Below are 16461 nucleotides of genomic sequence, written 5' to 3'. Positions count from 1 at the left end.
CTAAGACCCCCAGAATGTTTTTAATAAAGGGGAGGCAGGCGCCTCCCTCTTTTTAAATTGTCCAAGGAAGTTACTTGCCTATCCACTTGTTGTAGTTTGTTTCTATCGTCTTTACTGCATCATCAACTGTTATCTTTGAGTAGAAGAGGTCTTTAAGGAGTGAGTTAATCTGATCGTTTGCTGTTGCGAACAATCCGGTTGGTGTTGGAACTTTCCAAGGCACACCGTATTCGGCACCTTTGTAGAAGACTTTCTTTACTGGATCTGTATCTTTCGCCGCGATTGATTTTCTTGACGCAAGCACACCTGCGCCGTCAACGAATATCTGTTGACCTTCCGTAACGAGGAACTTCAAAACTTCCCATGCTGCATCTTTGTTTGGAGTTGCTCTGTTGATTGACCACGCTACTGTGTAAATCATCGTTGCCTTCTTGATACCTTTCGGCATTTCAACGATGCCCATCTTCTTGAACGTATCTGGGAATGAGCCTTTCATGAAGCCTATTGTCCATGGACCTTCCATAACAACTGCACATTTTTCTGTTGCTATAGCTTCACCAAGCCATCCTGAACCAAGTGCTGATGGTTCTTTCGCAACCTTGTGTTTTGTTACGAGGTCAATGTAGAATTGCAGTGCTTTCTTTGAATTTGGTTCTCCAAGAGCTGTTGAGAGGTCTGGCTTTACAAGTCTTCCACCGAAGCTTATAATAAATGGTATGACCCTGTTAAAATCTGGTGCGAGAGCCAGAGGGGTTTCGTAACCTGCTGCTTTTAGCTGTTGGAGTTTCTTGAGGAAGGAGTCCCATGTCTCATCGTTGGTGAGATGTGGGACTTTGTATTTATCGAATATCTCTTTGTTGAACCAAACTGCCAACGTCGAGAAGTCTTTCGCAATTCCGTATAGTCTGTTCTGGTACTTGAAAGCATCGACAAGCGATGTGTAGAAGTCGTTGAGGTCGAAATTGTCTCTCTTGACATATGTGTCAAGTGGCAAAAGCACGTTTGCCTTTGCTAGTTCTTCGAAAACATAAACATCAACGTAGAAGATATCTGGTCCTGTTCCACCGGAAAGTCTTGTCATAAGAACTTGCTTGTAATCTCCAGCGATAGGTTCCCAAACGACTTCGATACCTTTCTGTTTTCCTACCGTTGTGTTGAAAGTATCAACTGCCTTTTTGATAGCTCCCTCTTCGATTGGGTTGCCGGGCCAACCACTGATAGTGATCTTCGATGCTGCGAAGATCGAAAGTGTTGTCAAAACCGTCAAAAGTACCACGAGTAACTTCCTCATACTAAACCCTCCTTTTCAGAATAGTTATGGAATAAGGAACCTCTTGGTTCCACGAACAATTAACTCTGTGCTAATTAGCTCTGAATCTACCTTTTGTCCTCTTGATAATCTGTAGAGCTTCTCAGCTGCCTTAGTACCGACAACTTCTATGTGCTGGTCTACGGTTGTCAGGTTCGCGATCTCTGAAAGATGTATATTGTCGAAACCAACAATTGGAACATCTATCCCGTTCCTTTCACAGAATCTCAGTGCTGCATACGCCATAACATCAGATGTGCAGAAAATTCCATCAAATTTTCCCTGATAAATCTCAAGTATCTCTTTTACTTTCTTTTCATCATAATATCCGTATTCCTCAACTATTGTTATGTCGCCGTGTCCTTTACAACCATCAAAGAAACCATTCCTTCTATCCCTTTCAAACGGGAGAGTTGGATCACCTCCTACAAACAACAACTTTTTTCTCCTAAGAGACAAGAAGTGTTCTGCTGCTATGTAACCTCCGTTGTAGTTATCAGAATCGACATAGATGAAATTGTTCCTATTGTTCCGTCCAACGCATACATAAGGAAACTGCAACTCATTTAACAATTCAACACGTTCGTCATCGTCTTTCAAATCCATCAATATAACTCCATCTATCATTTTAGAGAGCACAAGGCTTCTGTAGTATTCAATAACATTCGTTTTGTTTGGATTGACAACGTCAACCACCAGCTTTAGATTGTTCTCTGAGAAATATCCAACAGCGCCTTTGAGGAACTTAGAAGTGTACGAATCTTCAAAAACTCTCTCAACTTCACTCATAACTGCAAGTAGGAAAAGTCCAGTGAATCTCTTGCGAAGAGATTTCGCAACTGAATGAGGAGAATATCCATACTTCTTCGCCATCGAAAGCACCAGTTCTCTTGTAGATTCCCTTACCTTTTCAGGCTCATTGAAAACTCTTGATACAGTTGCAACTGAAACTCCACATAAATTCGCCAATTCTTTGATGTCCATAAGAACACCCCTAAATCTATATGTTGCATGTCTTTAATGTAATCGATTACATTGGTAATATATCACAATATATTTGTGAAAATTAACTCCTAAAAAGTGCTGAATATTGGCGATTTTCATCTTTATATTTCGAGAAATATGCAATGCTGCATATACCTAATTTTTTCTTGAATTTCGACTGCAAAATGTAATCGATTACATAATTCAAGAACGGGTTATAGGTTCTGATTTTCAAAATCTCCCGAAGTTTGATGATATAATAGGAAGCAGGATTACAACGTCTCAAGGGAAGTGATAAAGGTTTGAACATACTCAGTGATTACTTTAAGAAATTTCTAAGGAACTTGCGAAAGTTAGCTTTTTCAAGAAGAGTGCCGAGAAAATTTCTGAGTGTTGCAATAATACATTACGATGGAAAAGGTCTTAAAGATGTAATAGGCAACTTTTCCGTTGAACTGAAGTCAGCGGATGTTATCGTTGGGAAGAATTTTTCGAAGGAAGATTTGAAAATTTTGAGAGCATTTGAAAGAAGTTTCCAAAACAAACACATTCTTCTAACCGAGCTCGATAACAGCAACTCTGTTTTATACCATCATGGAAATTATATAAACCACGTCAACTCCTTTGATATAAAGAAACTACGTTCTTTTGAAAATCATGGCACGGTCATCGTTGTCGTGAACGATAAGAAACTTGGCTGGATGATAAGTCAGATGTTTCCGTTCTACTGCATAATCCCCGGCGAACCATTCCAAGAAACTCTGATAACCGCTCCCATTCCGCTTACAAGGAATTCCGATGGGTATTATTTTTCAAAGATATCTTATCGAAATCAAGTTACTATCGTAGACCTTAACATCGAGATACTTTCTGATTTTAAAGCAAAATAGTAATGTGAACAAATTTGTGCTTGTTGGCTGGACACAACGATTCACAACATTTCCCGAAAATCAGCACTTTTCTCCCTTGTTATGAAAAAAGTTCCATTATTCATTTTAAAGAAAGAGTATATAACAGTATGCATATTCTTTTAACAATACTTTCACGTGCACAACGGTGCTAAAATTTTACTGAGGTTCAAACAAGGGGGGGACATTATGGAGAAAGAAATTACCTTGGAACTTGTGCGTGTTACGGAAGCAGCTGCTTTGATGGCAAGCAGATATCTTGGACGCGGCGATAAAGAAATCGTTGATCAAAAGGCATCTGACGCTATGCGCGGTATGCTGGATTATATCGAAATGAGAGGTACTGTTGTCCTTGGGGAAGGCGAGAAAGACAAAGCCCCGATGTTGTATATAGGTGAGCAGGTCGGTAGGTGGGAAGAGGAGGACCCGGAACTCGATATCGCTGTTGACCCAATCGATGGAACAAGACTCGTTGCATATGGACTTCCTAATGCCATAAGCGTCATTGCAGCAACGGAAAAGGGTGGTATTGAGTATCTTCCAACGTACTATTCATACAAACTCGCAGTTGGTCCAGAGCTTGCCGGGAAGCTCGATATAAATGCAACAATCAGGGAAAATCTTAGAGTAGCTGCAGCAATCTTAGGTATGGAAATATCAGAATTGACTTGTGTTGTACTTAATAGGGATAGACACAGAGAAATAATCGATGAAATCAGAAGGGTCGGAGCAAGGATAAAGCTCATAAGCGATGGCGACATAGCAGCGGCAATTGCAACAGCTCTTCCTGAAAGCAACGTCAACATATACATTGGAATAGGTGGTTCGCCAGAAGCGCTCCTTGCAGCAGCCGCGTTAAAATCGCTCGGCGGAGAAATACAAGTTAAACTATGGCCTATTGATGAAAATGAAAGGTTGAAACTTGCAGAGCAGGGATATGACATCGAAAAGGTTTACAAAACAGATGATTTGATAAAAAGCGATAATGTAATATTTGCGGCAACCGGCGTGACAGATGGTGATATGCTTAAAGGTGTGAAATTCTACAAGAACACTGCAATAACAGAGTCGATAGTGATGAGATCAAGAACAAGAACAATTAGAAGAATTATTGCACAACATAATCTGAATTACAAGACTATACCTCTCAAGAGTTCAGGCGAAATAAGGTACATCAACGGAATAAGGAAATGAAAAGTATTGCACAATAATTTGTCAGTGGTTAGAATAGTGGTGGTAGTCTTGCCACCACTATTTATTTTTAAGAACTTGGGAGGCGCTTAAGTTGTCTAAGGTGTTAATGGTTGGTGCTGGCGGATTTATCGGAGCTATACTTCGTTATTCTGTGTCTTTATATATGGCCAAAATAGGTCAGTTCGATATACCACTGGGCACACTCTTAGTTAATGCGTTGGGTGGATTTTTGATAGGTGCGATTATGGAGTTCAGTCTATCAACAGAGTTGATTTCACCAGAATTGAGGTTATTCTTAACCACAGGTATACTCGGCGGGTTCACAACGTTCTCCACATTCAGTTATGAAACGGTTGCATTGCTATCAGATGGTGCATATATGCTTGTTTTTTTGAACGTGGTTTTGAATTTGTTTTTGAGTGTATTTGGCGTAGTACTCGGAAGGTTAGTTGTTTACATAGTCATTTAGTACCGTTCTCTAACTTGAGGGGGGATTATTTGTGAAATTAGAAGGACACGGTAAATTGCTTAGGATATTTATTGGCGAATCAGATAAGTTGCACGGCGAGCCGTTATATCACGCAATCGTCAAGAAGGCTAAGGAGTTCGGTCTTGCAGGTGCAACTGTAATACGCAATTGAGAGTTTTGGAGCCAACAGTAGGGTCCACACTACGCTCAGTGAAATTCTCTCACAAGACTTGCCGATAATCATAGAGATTCTTGATAAAGAGGAGAAACTTAATGAATTCATAAAAATGATTGACCACATGATAACAGAAGGTTTGATAATAATGATGCACGATGTGGAGATAATAAAATATGTTAAATCACAGTGACAAAATTTTAAGATTTAAGAAACTGCATATCAGGGATACTGAGGTTTAAACAGTTCAAATGTTATGGTATAATTTTGTTGGCTTATATTTCATAAAAACTCAAGGCGAGGTATTCCATTTATGGCTGACGTGCTTATACGAGAGGCTCAGGTTTCTGACGCAGATGTTGTTTCAAGTTTAATATTGGAAACAGGGCAGTCTTTTCTACCGCTGCTTTTTGGACCATATGTGAAGGTAATCCTTGGCAGGTTAATAAAGACACCCGGTACTGTATACTCGGTTGATAATATCTATGTCCTCGAGGTAGAGAAGGGAAAAGTTGTCGGAATGATAGTAGCATTTGCAGGAAATACGATAATGAAGAGAGCATTCAAAACTGGTATTGCATTATTCAGAATCATGGGTTTTGACTTGATTAGAAGGCTTCCTTCGTTTAGGTTAGTGTGGATGCGTAATAAAATAAGCAGAGACGAATTTTATATATCAAATATAGCCGTCAGCAGGGAATATCGAGGTATGGGATACGGCAAAAGACTGATGGAATTTGCTGAAGAACTTGCGAAGAGGAATAATTTCAAGAAAATCTCGCTCGATGTTGAGAATACAAACAAACAGGCGATAGATCTTTATAAGAAACTTGGGTACATTGGCAAGAAGGTAAACAGAGTAACGATTAGAAATCAAAAATTCACCTTTGTGAGAATGGAAAAGGCACTAAAGTAAATAATCTGAGGTGATAGAATGACAAATAATCAAGGTGCTTCCAAGACTCATAGAGACTTAAAAGAAAAACACGCATGTCCTGGATGTGGAGCGGAGATCCAGTTTGAGCATCCAGGAAAACCAGGTTTTATTCCTTACGAAGTATACGAGAAACGCTCAAAAGAAGGAAAGGAAATAATTTGCCAAAGGTGTTTTAAATTGAAAAATTACGGGATGTTCACAAGCGAAGCCGACGAAGATCAAATCATGGATTTTTTGATGAAAGTGTTAAAGAAATTCAAAAATGTAATGTACGTTTTCGATGTATTTGATTTCGAAGGTACTTTCAGACCTGAAATTATTGAGCTTTTGGAAAAAAACAATGTGATTTTTGTCGCTAATAAGTTCGATACACTCCCCAAAACCGTTGGCGCAAATCAGTTGAAGCAGTGGCTTATTAAACGCATAAACGTACCGAATGCGCAAATATACATAACAAGCACTAAGAATGGATTTGGGATTAGTAAGTTGAAAAAAGATTTGGAAAAACTCACGGGCAGTATCTTAGTTCTTGGCGTGACAAATGTTGGGAAATCTTCTATACTGAAAAGTATAACCGAATCATCCGTTACTGTATCTCCTTATCCAGGCACGACTATAGGGCTTGTGGAACACAAAATTGGAAAACTTAGAATTTTTGACGCACCGGGAATTGTTGTAGGTGACAGAATGATGGAGCTGTTTGATCCCGAATGTCAATCAAAAATACTCGCTAAGGGCGAAGTCACGCGGAAAACGTTTAAACCTTATCCTGAAGAAACGATCTTCATCGGCGGACTTTGTAAATTGAACGCGGTTTACGTCCCCGATGAAACCCTTAGGCCAATTTTCCAGATATACGCTCCTGAAAATGTAGCGTTCCACAAAACTAAGAACGAGAGCTTTATAAACAATTATTCAAAATATTTTGGAAAAGTTCTTGTTCCTCCGTGTGGTAAATTCGATATCTCAATCCTGAACTTCAAGGAAGAAGAGATAGTTGTAGATGAAAATCAGGAACTATCGGTATCTGGGTTCTGTTGGATAAATGTTAAGAGAGGTCCTGTAAAATTCAAACTCACATTACCTCAAGATGTGAATGTATACGTGAGGGAAGCATTAATGCAACCGAAAAGGAAATTTAATAAAATTTAAGATTGTTGCGTCATTAAAGTTCAGAGAGGAGGAGTATTATATGAAAAAGAAGGAGTTACCGATTGTTGCAGGTGTTAGCAACAGACATGTTCACCTTTCTAAAGAAGACGTTGAAATACTCTTTGGAAAGGGTTATCAACTTACACCGATTAAAGACCTTGGACAACCTGGGCAATTTGCTTGTAAAGAGACTGTTATTATTGTTGGCCCAAAAGGCGCTATCGAAAATGTTAGGGTACTTGGACCAGAGAGAAAAGAAACACAAGTTGAGATTTCTCTCACAGACGCATTTAAACTCGGCGTGATGCCACCGGTAAGGGATAGTGGAGATATTGAAGGCACACCTGGAATCGTTATAGTTGGTCCAAAAGGAACGGTTGTAAAAGATAAGGGCGTAATTTTAGCGAAAAGGCACATCCACATGCACACAGCAGACGCAGAGAAATTTGGCGTTAAGGATAAAGATATCGTTAAAGTCGTCGTTGAAAAAGGAGATAGGAGATTGATATTCGATGACGTTCTTATAAGGGTAAGCGAGAAATTCGCCCTTGAATTTCATGTTGATACGGATGAAGCAAATGCTGCTATGTTGAAAACAGGTGACTACGTATATATACTTGAGGAGTGAGCATAATAAGGTGAAAGTCTTTTACGAATATCAGACATTCGAGTTTGATGAATCTCTTAGAGGCTACGAGCTTTTAAAGAAATTGGGACTGAATCCAGAGGAACATTTAATAATTGTTGACGGCGAACTTTATACGGAAGATCGCGTAATTAGGAAGGACAAGGAAGTGAAAATAGTAAAAGTAACGAGTAGTGGGTAAGCTGTTTTCCAGATTTGTCTCAAATCTGCATTTTAGTTTTATAACGGGAGGTCGCAGTGTGACTCTGCATTTTCTTCTTACGACAGCTATAATCTTGTCCATGTCCTTGAATATGATTTTACTCTTTAGACTTCGAAAGAAAAGAAAGCAGCTTTTAAATTACTCCTCTCAGCTGCAAAAGTTTCGAGATCTCTCTACAAAACTTAGAGACATCGTTGTGCAGCGAGAGGAGACTTTTTACAAAAACCTCCACGAATTATCAGTTGGTTTCCTTAAGAACGTCAAGAAAAGCTACTTAATAACTTTTGATGGTGAATATGGACAAGTTGTATCTGTTCTTGGCGACACTTCAGCGAAGGAAAGAAAAGTAAGAAAGATAGACTTGCCTTATTCTGCAGAAAGGGTATACTTAATTGAGAAGGACAGATTTTCTGCACTCTTTGAACCTTCACTCGATACATCTAACCCTTCAGGGTCTTCAAACAATTCTACTAACAAGCTTCTCGTAACTGATATACATATCGGAGGCGAACTGAAAGGTAAACTCTTAATTGAGCGTGATGAACCGTTTGTCACAGAGGAAATAGAGACCATTAAGAGCCTGAGTGGTTTTCTTACGTCCTTTATGGCAACTCACAGCTATGTGACAACCCAAGGTAAGTTCCAAAAAGACATGATTTTAACAATAATTAGAATTTTGGAATACCATGATCCATATACGAAAGGGCATTCTAAGAACGTTGCAAATCTTGCTTCACTATTGGCAGAGAAATTGGGACTGTCTGATGAGTTAATAAGAAAAACTTATTGGGCAGCTTTAGTGCACGACATAGGAAAGATTGTCATTCCGTCAACGATACTTAACAAGGAAGGAAAACTCACGATCGAAGAATTTGAAATAATTAAAAAACACCCTGTTTATGGCCATGATTTTCTCTCAACATCTGCTGACTTGAGAGAACTTGCAAGATACGTGTACCACCACCATGAACGTTGGGATGGCAAAGGCTATCCATCAGGACTTTCAGGTGAAGACATACCGCTCATTTCGCGAATCATAGCAGTGGCAGACGCTTGGGATGCTATGAGAAGCAGTAGGCCATACAGAAAGGGTCTAAGTAAAGAAGATGCTTTGAAAGAACTGATTGAACACTCCGGAGTTCAATTCGATCCAAATATAGTGAGGATGTTTGTGAAGCTCATTAGAGAGCATTTGATAGATTAACGAAATAATGTATAACACCGATATGTGAGAGGGGGATATACGATGCTGAGATTCTCGGTTAACAAGTCAGAGATCGCAAAGAAAATATCGATTGCATCTTCTTCAATAGGCTCAAGAACTGTAGACCCAATTCTGCAATGTTTGTTGTTCAAACCAACGGACGGGCACATAAGCATATATGGAACAGATCTGCAAACTTCTGTGATTTCATTGGTGCGCGTTGGCGAATATGAAGGCAACGAATCATTCGCTGTCGATGCAGAGCTGATAGACGATATAGTAAGTAACCAGTCTGAGGAAGAGGTTATCTTTGAATACTCAAATGGAAAACTCTTGGTCAAAAGTGGCAAGGCAAAATACAACATCTCAACTATTTCAGACATTGAAAGATTTCCGATAATAGAAATAGATAACGGTGGAATTAGATTCAGCATAGACACTTCCATATTAGAAGAAATGCTCGAAAGAGTGAGCTTTTGCGCATCAAGCGAAAGCGCAATGAGGGCACTTAACGGAGTTTACTGGGAGGTACACGGCGGATTCTTGAGACTGGTGGCAAGTGATGGTTACAGACTTGCGCTCGCAGAACAGAAACTCGACATCGATAGTGAGTTCGACTTCATACTCGCTCTAAAGAGTGTAAAAGAGCTCGAGAAGCTCGTCTCAAGCACTACAGAACCAACTATTAATATAGTGTACGATCACTCGATCGTGTCGTTTAGCGCCGGAGATGTAACTATGGTTGTTAGAACCGTTGAAGAAACGTTCCCAGATTACAAGCGAGTGCTTCCAAAGGCATTTAAGACCCGTGTTGTCCTCAACAGCGAAGACTTTTCAGAAGCACTCAAGCGCGTAATGATCATATCAAAACGTGGAAACGAAAAGGTCCAGCTCAAAATCACCGACGATGTAATGGAACTTTCCAGCCAGAGTCCAGATTTCGGCGAGGCAATTGAAAACATACCAGTCACAAAAGACGGCGAAGATTTGATAGTCAACTTCAACCCGAAATTTTTGAGCGAGGCTGTCAAGCACATTGGTGAAAAGGAAATTGAATTCAACTTTGTTGACAACATAAACCCGTTGCAAATAAACCCGAGGAATGTAGAAGGATACATCTACATAGTCTTACCAGTAAGAGCATAGTATTAATAGGCTAATTCTTGCAGTTTAGTTTCACCTTCTACATCTAATAGGTAAAACAGGAAGAAGGGCGAGAAAGTGAGGAAAGGATTTACACTTATTGAACTTTTGATAGTTTTGTCTATTATATCTGCTCTCATGGCTGTGGCAACTCCAACAGGTATAAATGCTTTAAAACAAGCAAAAGCAACAAATGTTGCTGGAAATTTTCGTACGTTGAACCAAGCTGTACTTCAAATGTTAACACTTGAACCGAATCCCCCCACAACTGGGGATATATTGGATTATATTTATACCCAAGGCCATATTAGTACTAAACCCAGCGGATTCACGATAACCTACAAGTCAGACACAAAAGAGTACATCATTAAATACATGCTTGACGACATAGATCCAACGAGGGTAAAGAATATCTTTAACTCTCTCGAAATAGATTCAGATGGAAAACTCATCTTGCGAGTGCCAAAGCCATGAGGATAATTATGACTGATATTAGTGAGGTGTGCTAAGTGTTAATCTTAGAGAGAATCACCAAGCGATTTGAGAGTAAACTCGCTCTTGATAAAATCGAAGGTAGAGTGGAAGTAGGCGAAGTTGTTGCCGTAATTGGTGAAAACGGAAGCGGAAAGAGTACGCTTTTAAATATACTTGGGACGTTTCTTAAACCAACAGAAGGGAAACTCTATTACAACAATATCGATGTTTTCGGTTCTCCAGAAAGCATAAATGAATATCGCAAATTGGTCACTTATGTCTCCGAAAACTCACAATTCATATCGGAGCTTAACTTAAAAGACAATCTAAACTACTTCAAGTATGTATTCAAATCTGAAAAAGATATAAATTCCATCTCTGAACAAGTTGGTATCGAAAAGTTTTTGAGTCAAAGACCGGCAAGGCTGTCGAAAGGTCAAAGACAGAGGCTATCCTTGGCGATAAGCTTGCTAAAGGACGCTTCTGTTATTTTGCTCGATGAACCAGCAGAAGGCTTAGATGTCGAAACCAAAGCGGTAGTCAAGAATATCGTTAAGTCATTCAAAGATAAAGGATGCATCGTTTTTTATGTGACCCATGATGAAGACGAGGTTGAAGAGGTGTGTGATAAGATATTAGTCCTAAAGAATGGAAAAACGACGTTCTTTGGAAACGTTGACGAGTTTTGGAACAAGTATGAAAAATTCTATTCTGTAACGTATTACGAAGGTGCTAAAAAGACAACGAAAGTTGTAAATATAGATGAGTTAAGAAGCATCCAAGAGAACAGAAAAGTGTCTCACATAAGGAATCTTGGTTTAAGAGAAATCATAAATCTGAGCGAGGAATTAGTTAAGAAATAAACATTCGAAGCTCAAATTGGGGTGATAGAGATGAGATTAGAGGGGAAGCTTGCACGAGTCAGACCCTTAGAGATATCGGACGTGAAAAAATTAGCACATTATCTAAACGATGAAAGCATCAAAGAGTTTGTCAGTTTGGTCTTTCCAATAAACCAGTTCTTGGAAGAAGAATGGATAAAGCGGAATGCAATATCTCACAACAACTTAACTTTTGGAATAGATGTTGAAGGCGTCCTTATAGGAACGGCTGGATTAAAAGATATAGATTGGGTAGCGCGCAGTGCTGAGTACGGGATAGCCATATACGATCCAGAATATTGGAATCGCGGCATAGGAACGGAAGTTACTCAGTTAATATTGAAATACGCGTTCGAGTACCTGAATCTGAACCGCGTTTGGCTAAAGGTTTTTGAGAACAACCCAAGAGCCATAGCGGTCTATGAAAAATGCGGATTCATCCAAGAAGGAAGAATGAGGCAAGGAAGATATTTGAAAGGTCAGTACCTTGACGTGATAATAATGGGTATACTCGCGAATGAATATTGGAGGATAAAATCAGAGTTCTGATTCTAAGTTTCTTCTAAGGTTAGAGTTTGTATTTGTGGTATAATATATAATAGAAAAAAGCTTAAAAACCGGGAGGTGAAGCAAGATGTTTTACGATCCAACATTTATAATATTATTGCCCGCACTTTTGCTCTCACTCTGGGCGACTATATCTGTTCAGTCAAGATTTTCTGAATATTCGAGAGTTAGATCAAGAGTTGGAATGACTGGTGCAGAGCTTGCAAGGTTTATACTTGATTCAGCAGGACTGTATGATGTAAAAATAGAAGCTTTGCCTGGAACATTAACCGACCATTATGATCCAAGAACAAGAGTAGTAAGACTCTCACAGGCAACTTACTCAAGCGATTCCGTTGCGTCGCTCGGCGTTGTAGCACACGAAATCGGACATGCGATTCAGCATGCAAAAGGTTATGTGCCTCTAGTTATTAGGAACACCATTGCACCTGTGGCACAATTTTCTTCAAACCTTGCGTGGATATTCTTCATAATAGGTTTAGTCACAGGAATGTTCGGCCTTGCTCAGCTTGGAATAATACTCTTTTCAATAGCCGTTCTGTTCTCTATAATAACGCTCCCAGTGGAATTCGACGCAAGCAGACGAGCGCTTTCAATCTTGCAAAGGAACTTAATGATGCCTGCTGAAGAACTAAAAGGCGTCAAGGCTGTTCTTTCTGCCGCTGCAATGACATATGTAGCAGCAATGCTCATGGCAGTCTTACAACTTGTAAGGATGATACTTATAGCGAGAAGAGATTAAATTAGCTAATTTAATGAAAAGAAAGGGACAGAATAATCTGTCCCTTTTTTATTTTTAATTTGTTCTCGGCAATTTCATGAGCATTTCCAAGAATACAACTTTAACGAAAGTCTCGTGAATATCGGTGAAAAAGATTGGCATATATTTTAGAAGGGTTATTTCCTGTTAAAAACGATTATTTACTCTAAAATTCTCAAAACTGTATTCTTTCTTTTTCAAAAATATAAGTAGTAAAATTGTTTTATCCGATAGGAGGTGATCGTATGTTTAGGAAGTTATTATTGTCAATTTTGTTGATTTCAGTAGTTATATCTTTCGGTGCGAAGATCCAGATCACGATATGGACACATGAGGATCCAAACAGGACAAGGATCGAGGAGAAGTACATTAAAGAGTTCATGAAGATGTATCCAAATGTAGAAGTGAAGAGAGTAACTTATCCATCCGACAAGATAAGAGATATCGTTTTGACAGCGTTCGCGGCAGGTAAAGGTCCCACTATATTCAACCTCGAAATTCAGTACGCTTACCCATACATCACGAACAAGCGAGTCGTTCCGGTCGATCTTAACGCGATAGGTGTAAAGAGCTATACTGAACTTAAGAACATGTACGTTAAGGGAACATTGGACGCAGTGACGTATGGAAATATGATTTATGGCTTGCCACTTGAAGTTACAAACTGGGCACTGTTCATAAACAAAAAGTACTTCAAAGAAGTGGGATTGGATCCTGAAAAGGATTATCCAAAGACATGGGAAGATTTAATGAGGATAAGTGAGAAACTGACGATCCGCGATGGTAACATAATAAAGAGAAGAGGCTTCGACTTCAGGTATCCGTATTACCTCACATTCTTCCTGCCGATGGTAGAACAATTGGGCGGAGCTTTGTTCGATAAGAAGGGAAATCCTGTTGTTATCAACGACCAGGCTTGGATTAAAGTTTTGAACTACATGAAAGAATGGGGACCAAACGGTAAGAATCTCGGCTCTCCAACCTACACTGCAGCAAGAAAAGAGTTTAATAAAGACAACAACACGATAGCGATGTGCGAATCGGGACTTTACCAGATACTTAGAATAAAGGAAGAAAATCCGAATTTCTACAACAGCGGAGAATGGATGGTGGTTAATTGGCCCATTTGGAAAGATGCGGTTAAAGACGTCAGGTGCAACTATTACGGACATTATTACATGGTGAACATGCAAGCTTCCAGACCTGAGCGCGAGATGGCTTGGAAATTGATTTGGTATATGCTGAGCCACCCAGAAGAGTATCTAACAGAGGTTGGACTCATTCAACCAAAGTTATCTTTGATGCAGTCGGAAACATTTAAAAAATTCCCTTATGCAAAAGTCTTCTTAGAAGATCTTGAAAAATCTCACATGATACCACTACACGAAAAGGATCCTCAAATCGAACAGCTTTTGAAGGAAATGGTAGAGTCGGTAATGCTGTCCAACGTCTCACCAGAAAACGCTTTGAACAACTTCAAGAAGAAGTTAGCTCAATTACTCGAAGATTGATTTATATTTATTGCCATCTACATATCATTCGGGGGCTCGGCGCCCCCTTTTTAATAGATAGTGCTTTAACTCTTGTTGTAAATATGAAACAATGGAAGGGGGATGCAAAGTTGAAGAAGGAAAAGAAGTCTAAAGAAAAGAAGGTTAGCGGTTTAGAAAGAAAAAAAGCCGTTTGGGGGATCGTTTTTGTATTACCTTCGATAATTTTGTTTTCCATTTTTAGCTTTTACCCAATTGGTTATGCTTTCTTCGTAAGTCTTTATAAGAAGGAGCTTCTATCGTTAGAATCGCCAAAATTCATAGGTTTGAGAAACTATGTGAGGCTGTTAGAATCAGACTCGTTTTGGAATTCGGTAATTGCAACACTTAAGTTCGCAGTGGGTACTTTCGTACCTATGGTAGTTTTCAGCCTCTTGTTAGCAACTTTCATACTCGGAAGAAAGAGATTTCAGAAGTTGTTTCAGGTGGTATACTACTCACCAGCTATAATGCAGTCTGCCGTTGCAGCGCTCGTTTGGTTGATAATATTCGACCCGAGAAGTATCGCAAATCAGTTCATGAATTTTATCCTTAACACAAAAGGCGTTGATTACAAGTGGCTGGTTAACGAGAATATGCTTGTGCTATCAACAATAATTGTATACTTTTGGAAATACATAGGCTATTTTACCGTCCTTTTCCTCGCCGGTCTGGCGAGTATCCCGCGCGAAATACACGAAGCTGCAAGAATAGATGGAGCAAATAGATTCCAAGATTTTATATATATAACTCTTCCGCTTTTGAAACCGACGACAACCCTTGTCTCTGTTGTCGCTATGATACAGTGTCTCAGAACGTTCAGTACGCAGTACCTTTTTGTCCAGGCGGGAGCAAGTGTTAAGCCAATAGAAGTGATTACTTTAAATATCTATCATACCGCTATTCGAGACAGAAATATTGGAAGGGCAAGTGCGATGAGTGTTTTACTTTTCATAGTAATCATGATCCTTACGATAATTCAGCTCCGGGTTTCGAGATCTGAGGAAGTCCAGTATTGAAGCTATTGAAGAAAATATTTAGAAAGAGAAATGAGGTGATCTCTTTGAGAAATGTAAATAGATTCTTTTCCATTGTCATCGATACACTTATTTGGCTTTTCTTGATAGGATTCGCAGTGTTTGTAATAGTGCCTGTGATATTCATGTTCACAGCATCGTGGATGCCATCGAAAGATATCATGAGCATCCCGTATCCGTGGATACCGCGCACGCTTCAAATTCAGAATTTTTGGCAGGCAATAAGAGGAAACGATGGGAAATTTCTCTTTGCAAGAAGCATATTAAACAGCCTAATCGTGGCATCATTGACAACTCTTGGTACTGTATTGCTCTCAGCAATCACCGCTTTTGGTTTGGCAAAATACAAATTCAGGGGACGAAATTTAACATTTATCTTGATACTCAGCACAATGATGATACCATTCGAAGCAATAATGATTCCTCTCTATCTGCTTGTAGTTAACATCGGATGGCAAGACACATATGTAGGCTTAATAATCCCACTCATCGCAAGCGCATTCGGAATCTTCATGATGAGGCAGTTCTTCATTACTTTCCCCGATGAATTAATGGATTCGGCCCGCATAGATGGTGCGAATGAATTAATGATTTTCTGGAAGATAGCACTACCGAATAGTAAACCAGCGATAGCAGCGCTCTCAGTACTAACTTTCAGAGCTCAGTGGGACAACTTAATATGGCCACTTCTCGTAGTCCAAAGCCCTGAAAAGAAAACAATACCGCTTTACATTTCACAATTCGCATCGGAGAAATACACAAACGAAGGAGCACTCATGGCAGCGGCGGTCCTTGCAAGTATACCAATGCTAATCATATTCCTTTCCATGACTAAATATTTCATAACTGGAGCCGAATTGTTCACAGGAAGGAAGTGAGATTTTTTCAAT

The 16461-nt window shown here is 39.4% G+C and carries 18 protein-coding genes and 1 pseudogene; 17 read left to right on the top strand and 2 right to left on the bottom strand.

Annotated features, from left to right (window positions below; translation table 11 throughout):
• Nucleotides 1-70: 70 nt before the first annotated feature.
• Both IB67_RS03575 and IB67_RS03570 read right to left on the bottom strand, forming a co-directional pair.
• Entirely contained in the window at nucleotides 71-1291 is a 1221-nt protein-coding gene (locus IB67_RS03575) for an ABC transporter substrate-binding protein (protein ID WP_072759224.1), read from the bottom strand.
• 24 nt (nucleotides 1292-1315) lie between these two features.
• A complete protein-coding gene (locus IB67_RS03570) occupies nucleotides 1316-2293 on the bottom strand; it encodes a LacI family DNA-binding transcriptional regulator (protein ID WP_498875474.1) in 978 nt (325 codons plus the stop codon).
• A 302-nt stretch (nucleotides 2294-2595) separates the two neighbouring features.
• Here IB67_RS03570 and IB67_RS03565 point away from each other — a divergent pair, with 302 nt between their 5' ends.
• From IB67_RS03565 to IB67_RS03485, 17 genes and pseudogenes are all read left to right on the top strand, one after another.
• Nucleotides 2596-3183: a hypothetical protein gene (locus tag IB67_RS03565; protein WP_498875473.1), complete on the top strand. Its 588-nt coding sequence runs from the start codon at nucleotides 2596-2598 to the stop codon at nucleotides 3181-3183.
• 207 nt (nucleotides 3184-3390) lie between these two features.
• Nucleotides 3391-4395, top strand: a complete 1005-nt coding sequence (gene glpX, locus IB67_RS03560) for a class II fructose-bisphosphatase (protein WP_424695484.1) — start codon at nucleotides 3391-3393, stop codon at nucleotides 4393-4395.
• A gap of 100 nt (nucleotides 4396-4495) precedes the next feature.
• Nucleotides 4496-4864, top strand: a complete 369-nt coding sequence (gene crcB / locus IB67_RS03555) for a fluoride efflux transporter CrcB (RefSeq protein WP_424695487.1) — start codon at nucleotides 4496-4498, stop codon at nucleotides 4862-4864.
• A gap of 31 nt (nucleotides 4865-4895) precedes the next feature.
• Nucleotides 4896-5232 (top strand): annotated as a pseudogene (locus tag IB67_RS03550) (DUF190 domain-containing protein).
• A gap of 120 nt (nucleotides 5233-5352) precedes the next feature.
• A complete protein-coding gene (locus IB67_RS03545; protein WP_424695485.1) occupies nucleotides 5353-5955 on the top strand; it encodes a GNAT family N-acetyltransferase in 603 nt (200 codons plus the stop codon).
• Between the two features lie 18 nt (nucleotides 5956-5973).
• Entirely contained in the window at nucleotides 5974-7128 is a 1155-nt protein-coding gene (yqeH, locus tag IB67_RS03540) for a ribosome biogenesis GTPase YqeH (RefSeq protein ID WP_424695486.1), read from the top strand.
• 40 nt (nucleotides 7129-7168) lie between these two features.
• The gene (gene pduL / locus IB67_RS03535) at nucleotides 7169-7756 is read left to right on the top strand and encodes a phosphate propanoyltransferase (protein WP_072759240.1); all 588 of its coding nucleotides are present in this window, start codon (nucleotides 7169-7171) and stop codon (nucleotides 7754-7756) included.
• Nucleotides 7757-7766: 10 nt separating this feature from the next.
• Entirely contained in the window at nucleotides 7767-7955 is a 189-nt protein-coding gene (locus tag IB67_RS03530; RefSeq protein WP_339746369.1) for a ubiquitin family protein, read from the top strand.
• A gap of 58 nt (nucleotides 7956-8013) precedes the next feature.
• Nucleotides 8014-9180: an HD-GYP domain-containing protein gene (locus IB67_RS03525; protein ID WP_498875472.1), complete on the top strand. Its 1167-nt coding sequence runs from the start codon at nucleotides 8014-8016 to the stop codon at nucleotides 9178-9180.
• Nucleotides 9181-9222: 42 nt separating this feature from the next.
• Nucleotides 9223-10326: a DNA polymerase III subunit beta gene (gene dnaN, locus IB67_RS03520; RefSeq protein ID WP_498875471.1), complete on the top strand. Its 1104-nt coding sequence runs from the start codon at nucleotides 9223-9225 to the stop codon at nucleotides 10324-10326.
• A 75-nt stretch (nucleotides 10327-10401) separates the two neighbouring features.
• Nucleotides 10402-10797, top strand: a complete 396-nt coding sequence (locus IB67_RS03515; RefSeq protein WP_339746360.1) for a type II secretion system protein — start codon at nucleotides 10402-10404, stop codon at nucleotides 10795-10797.
• A gap of 35 nt (nucleotides 10798-10832) precedes the next feature.
• The gene (locus IB67_RS03510) at nucleotides 10833-11660 is read left to right on the top strand and encodes an ABC transporter ATP-binding protein (RefSeq protein WP_339746357.1); all 828 of its coding nucleotides are present in this window, start codon (nucleotides 10833-10835) and stop codon (nucleotides 11658-11660) included.
• A gap of 30 nt (nucleotides 11661-11690) precedes the next feature.
• Nucleotides 11691-12227, top strand: a complete 537-nt coding sequence (locus tag IB67_RS03505) for a GNAT family N-acetyltransferase (protein WP_339746354.1) — start codon at nucleotides 11691-11693, stop codon at nucleotides 12225-12227.
• Nucleotides 12228-12312: 85 nt separating this feature from the next.
• Nucleotides 12313-12987 carry a zinc metallopeptidase gene (locus IB67_RS03500; RefSeq protein ID WP_339746351.1) on the top strand — a complete coding sequence of 225 codons (675 nt, stop codon included), beginning with the start codon at nucleotides 12313-12315 and terminating at the stop codon, nucleotides 12985-12987.
• A 263-nt stretch (nucleotides 12988-13250) separates the two neighbouring features.
• A complete protein-coding gene (locus IB67_RS03495) occupies nucleotides 13251-14516 on the top strand; it encodes an extracellular solute-binding protein (protein ID WP_072759266.1) in 1266 nt (421 codons plus the stop codon).
• Nucleotides 14517-14626: 110 nt separating this feature from the next.
• Nucleotides 14627-15553 carry a carbohydrate ABC transporter permease gene (locus tag IB67_RS03490; protein WP_245789542.1) on the top strand — a complete coding sequence of 309 codons (927 nt, stop codon included), beginning with the start codon at nucleotides 14627-14629 and terminating at the stop codon, nucleotides 15551-15553.
• A gap of 44 nt (nucleotides 15554-15597) precedes the next feature.
• Complete coding sequence (locus IB67_RS03485; protein WP_245789543.1) at nucleotides 15598-16449, top strand: carbohydrate ABC transporter permease; 852 nt, start codon at nucleotides 15598-15600, stop codon at nucleotides 16447-16449.
• The last annotated feature ends 12 nt before the right edge of the window (nucleotides 16450-16461 follow it).

It is taken from the genome of Fervidobacterium riparium (genome assembly GCF_025370035.1).
Classification (GTDB): domain Bacteria; phylum Thermotogota; class Thermotogae; order Thermotogales; family Fervidobacteriaceae; genus Fervidobacterium; species Fervidobacterium gondwanense.
Note: the sequence above shows the minus strand (reverse complement) of the source record. Positions and strands in the feature narration are given on the sequence as shown.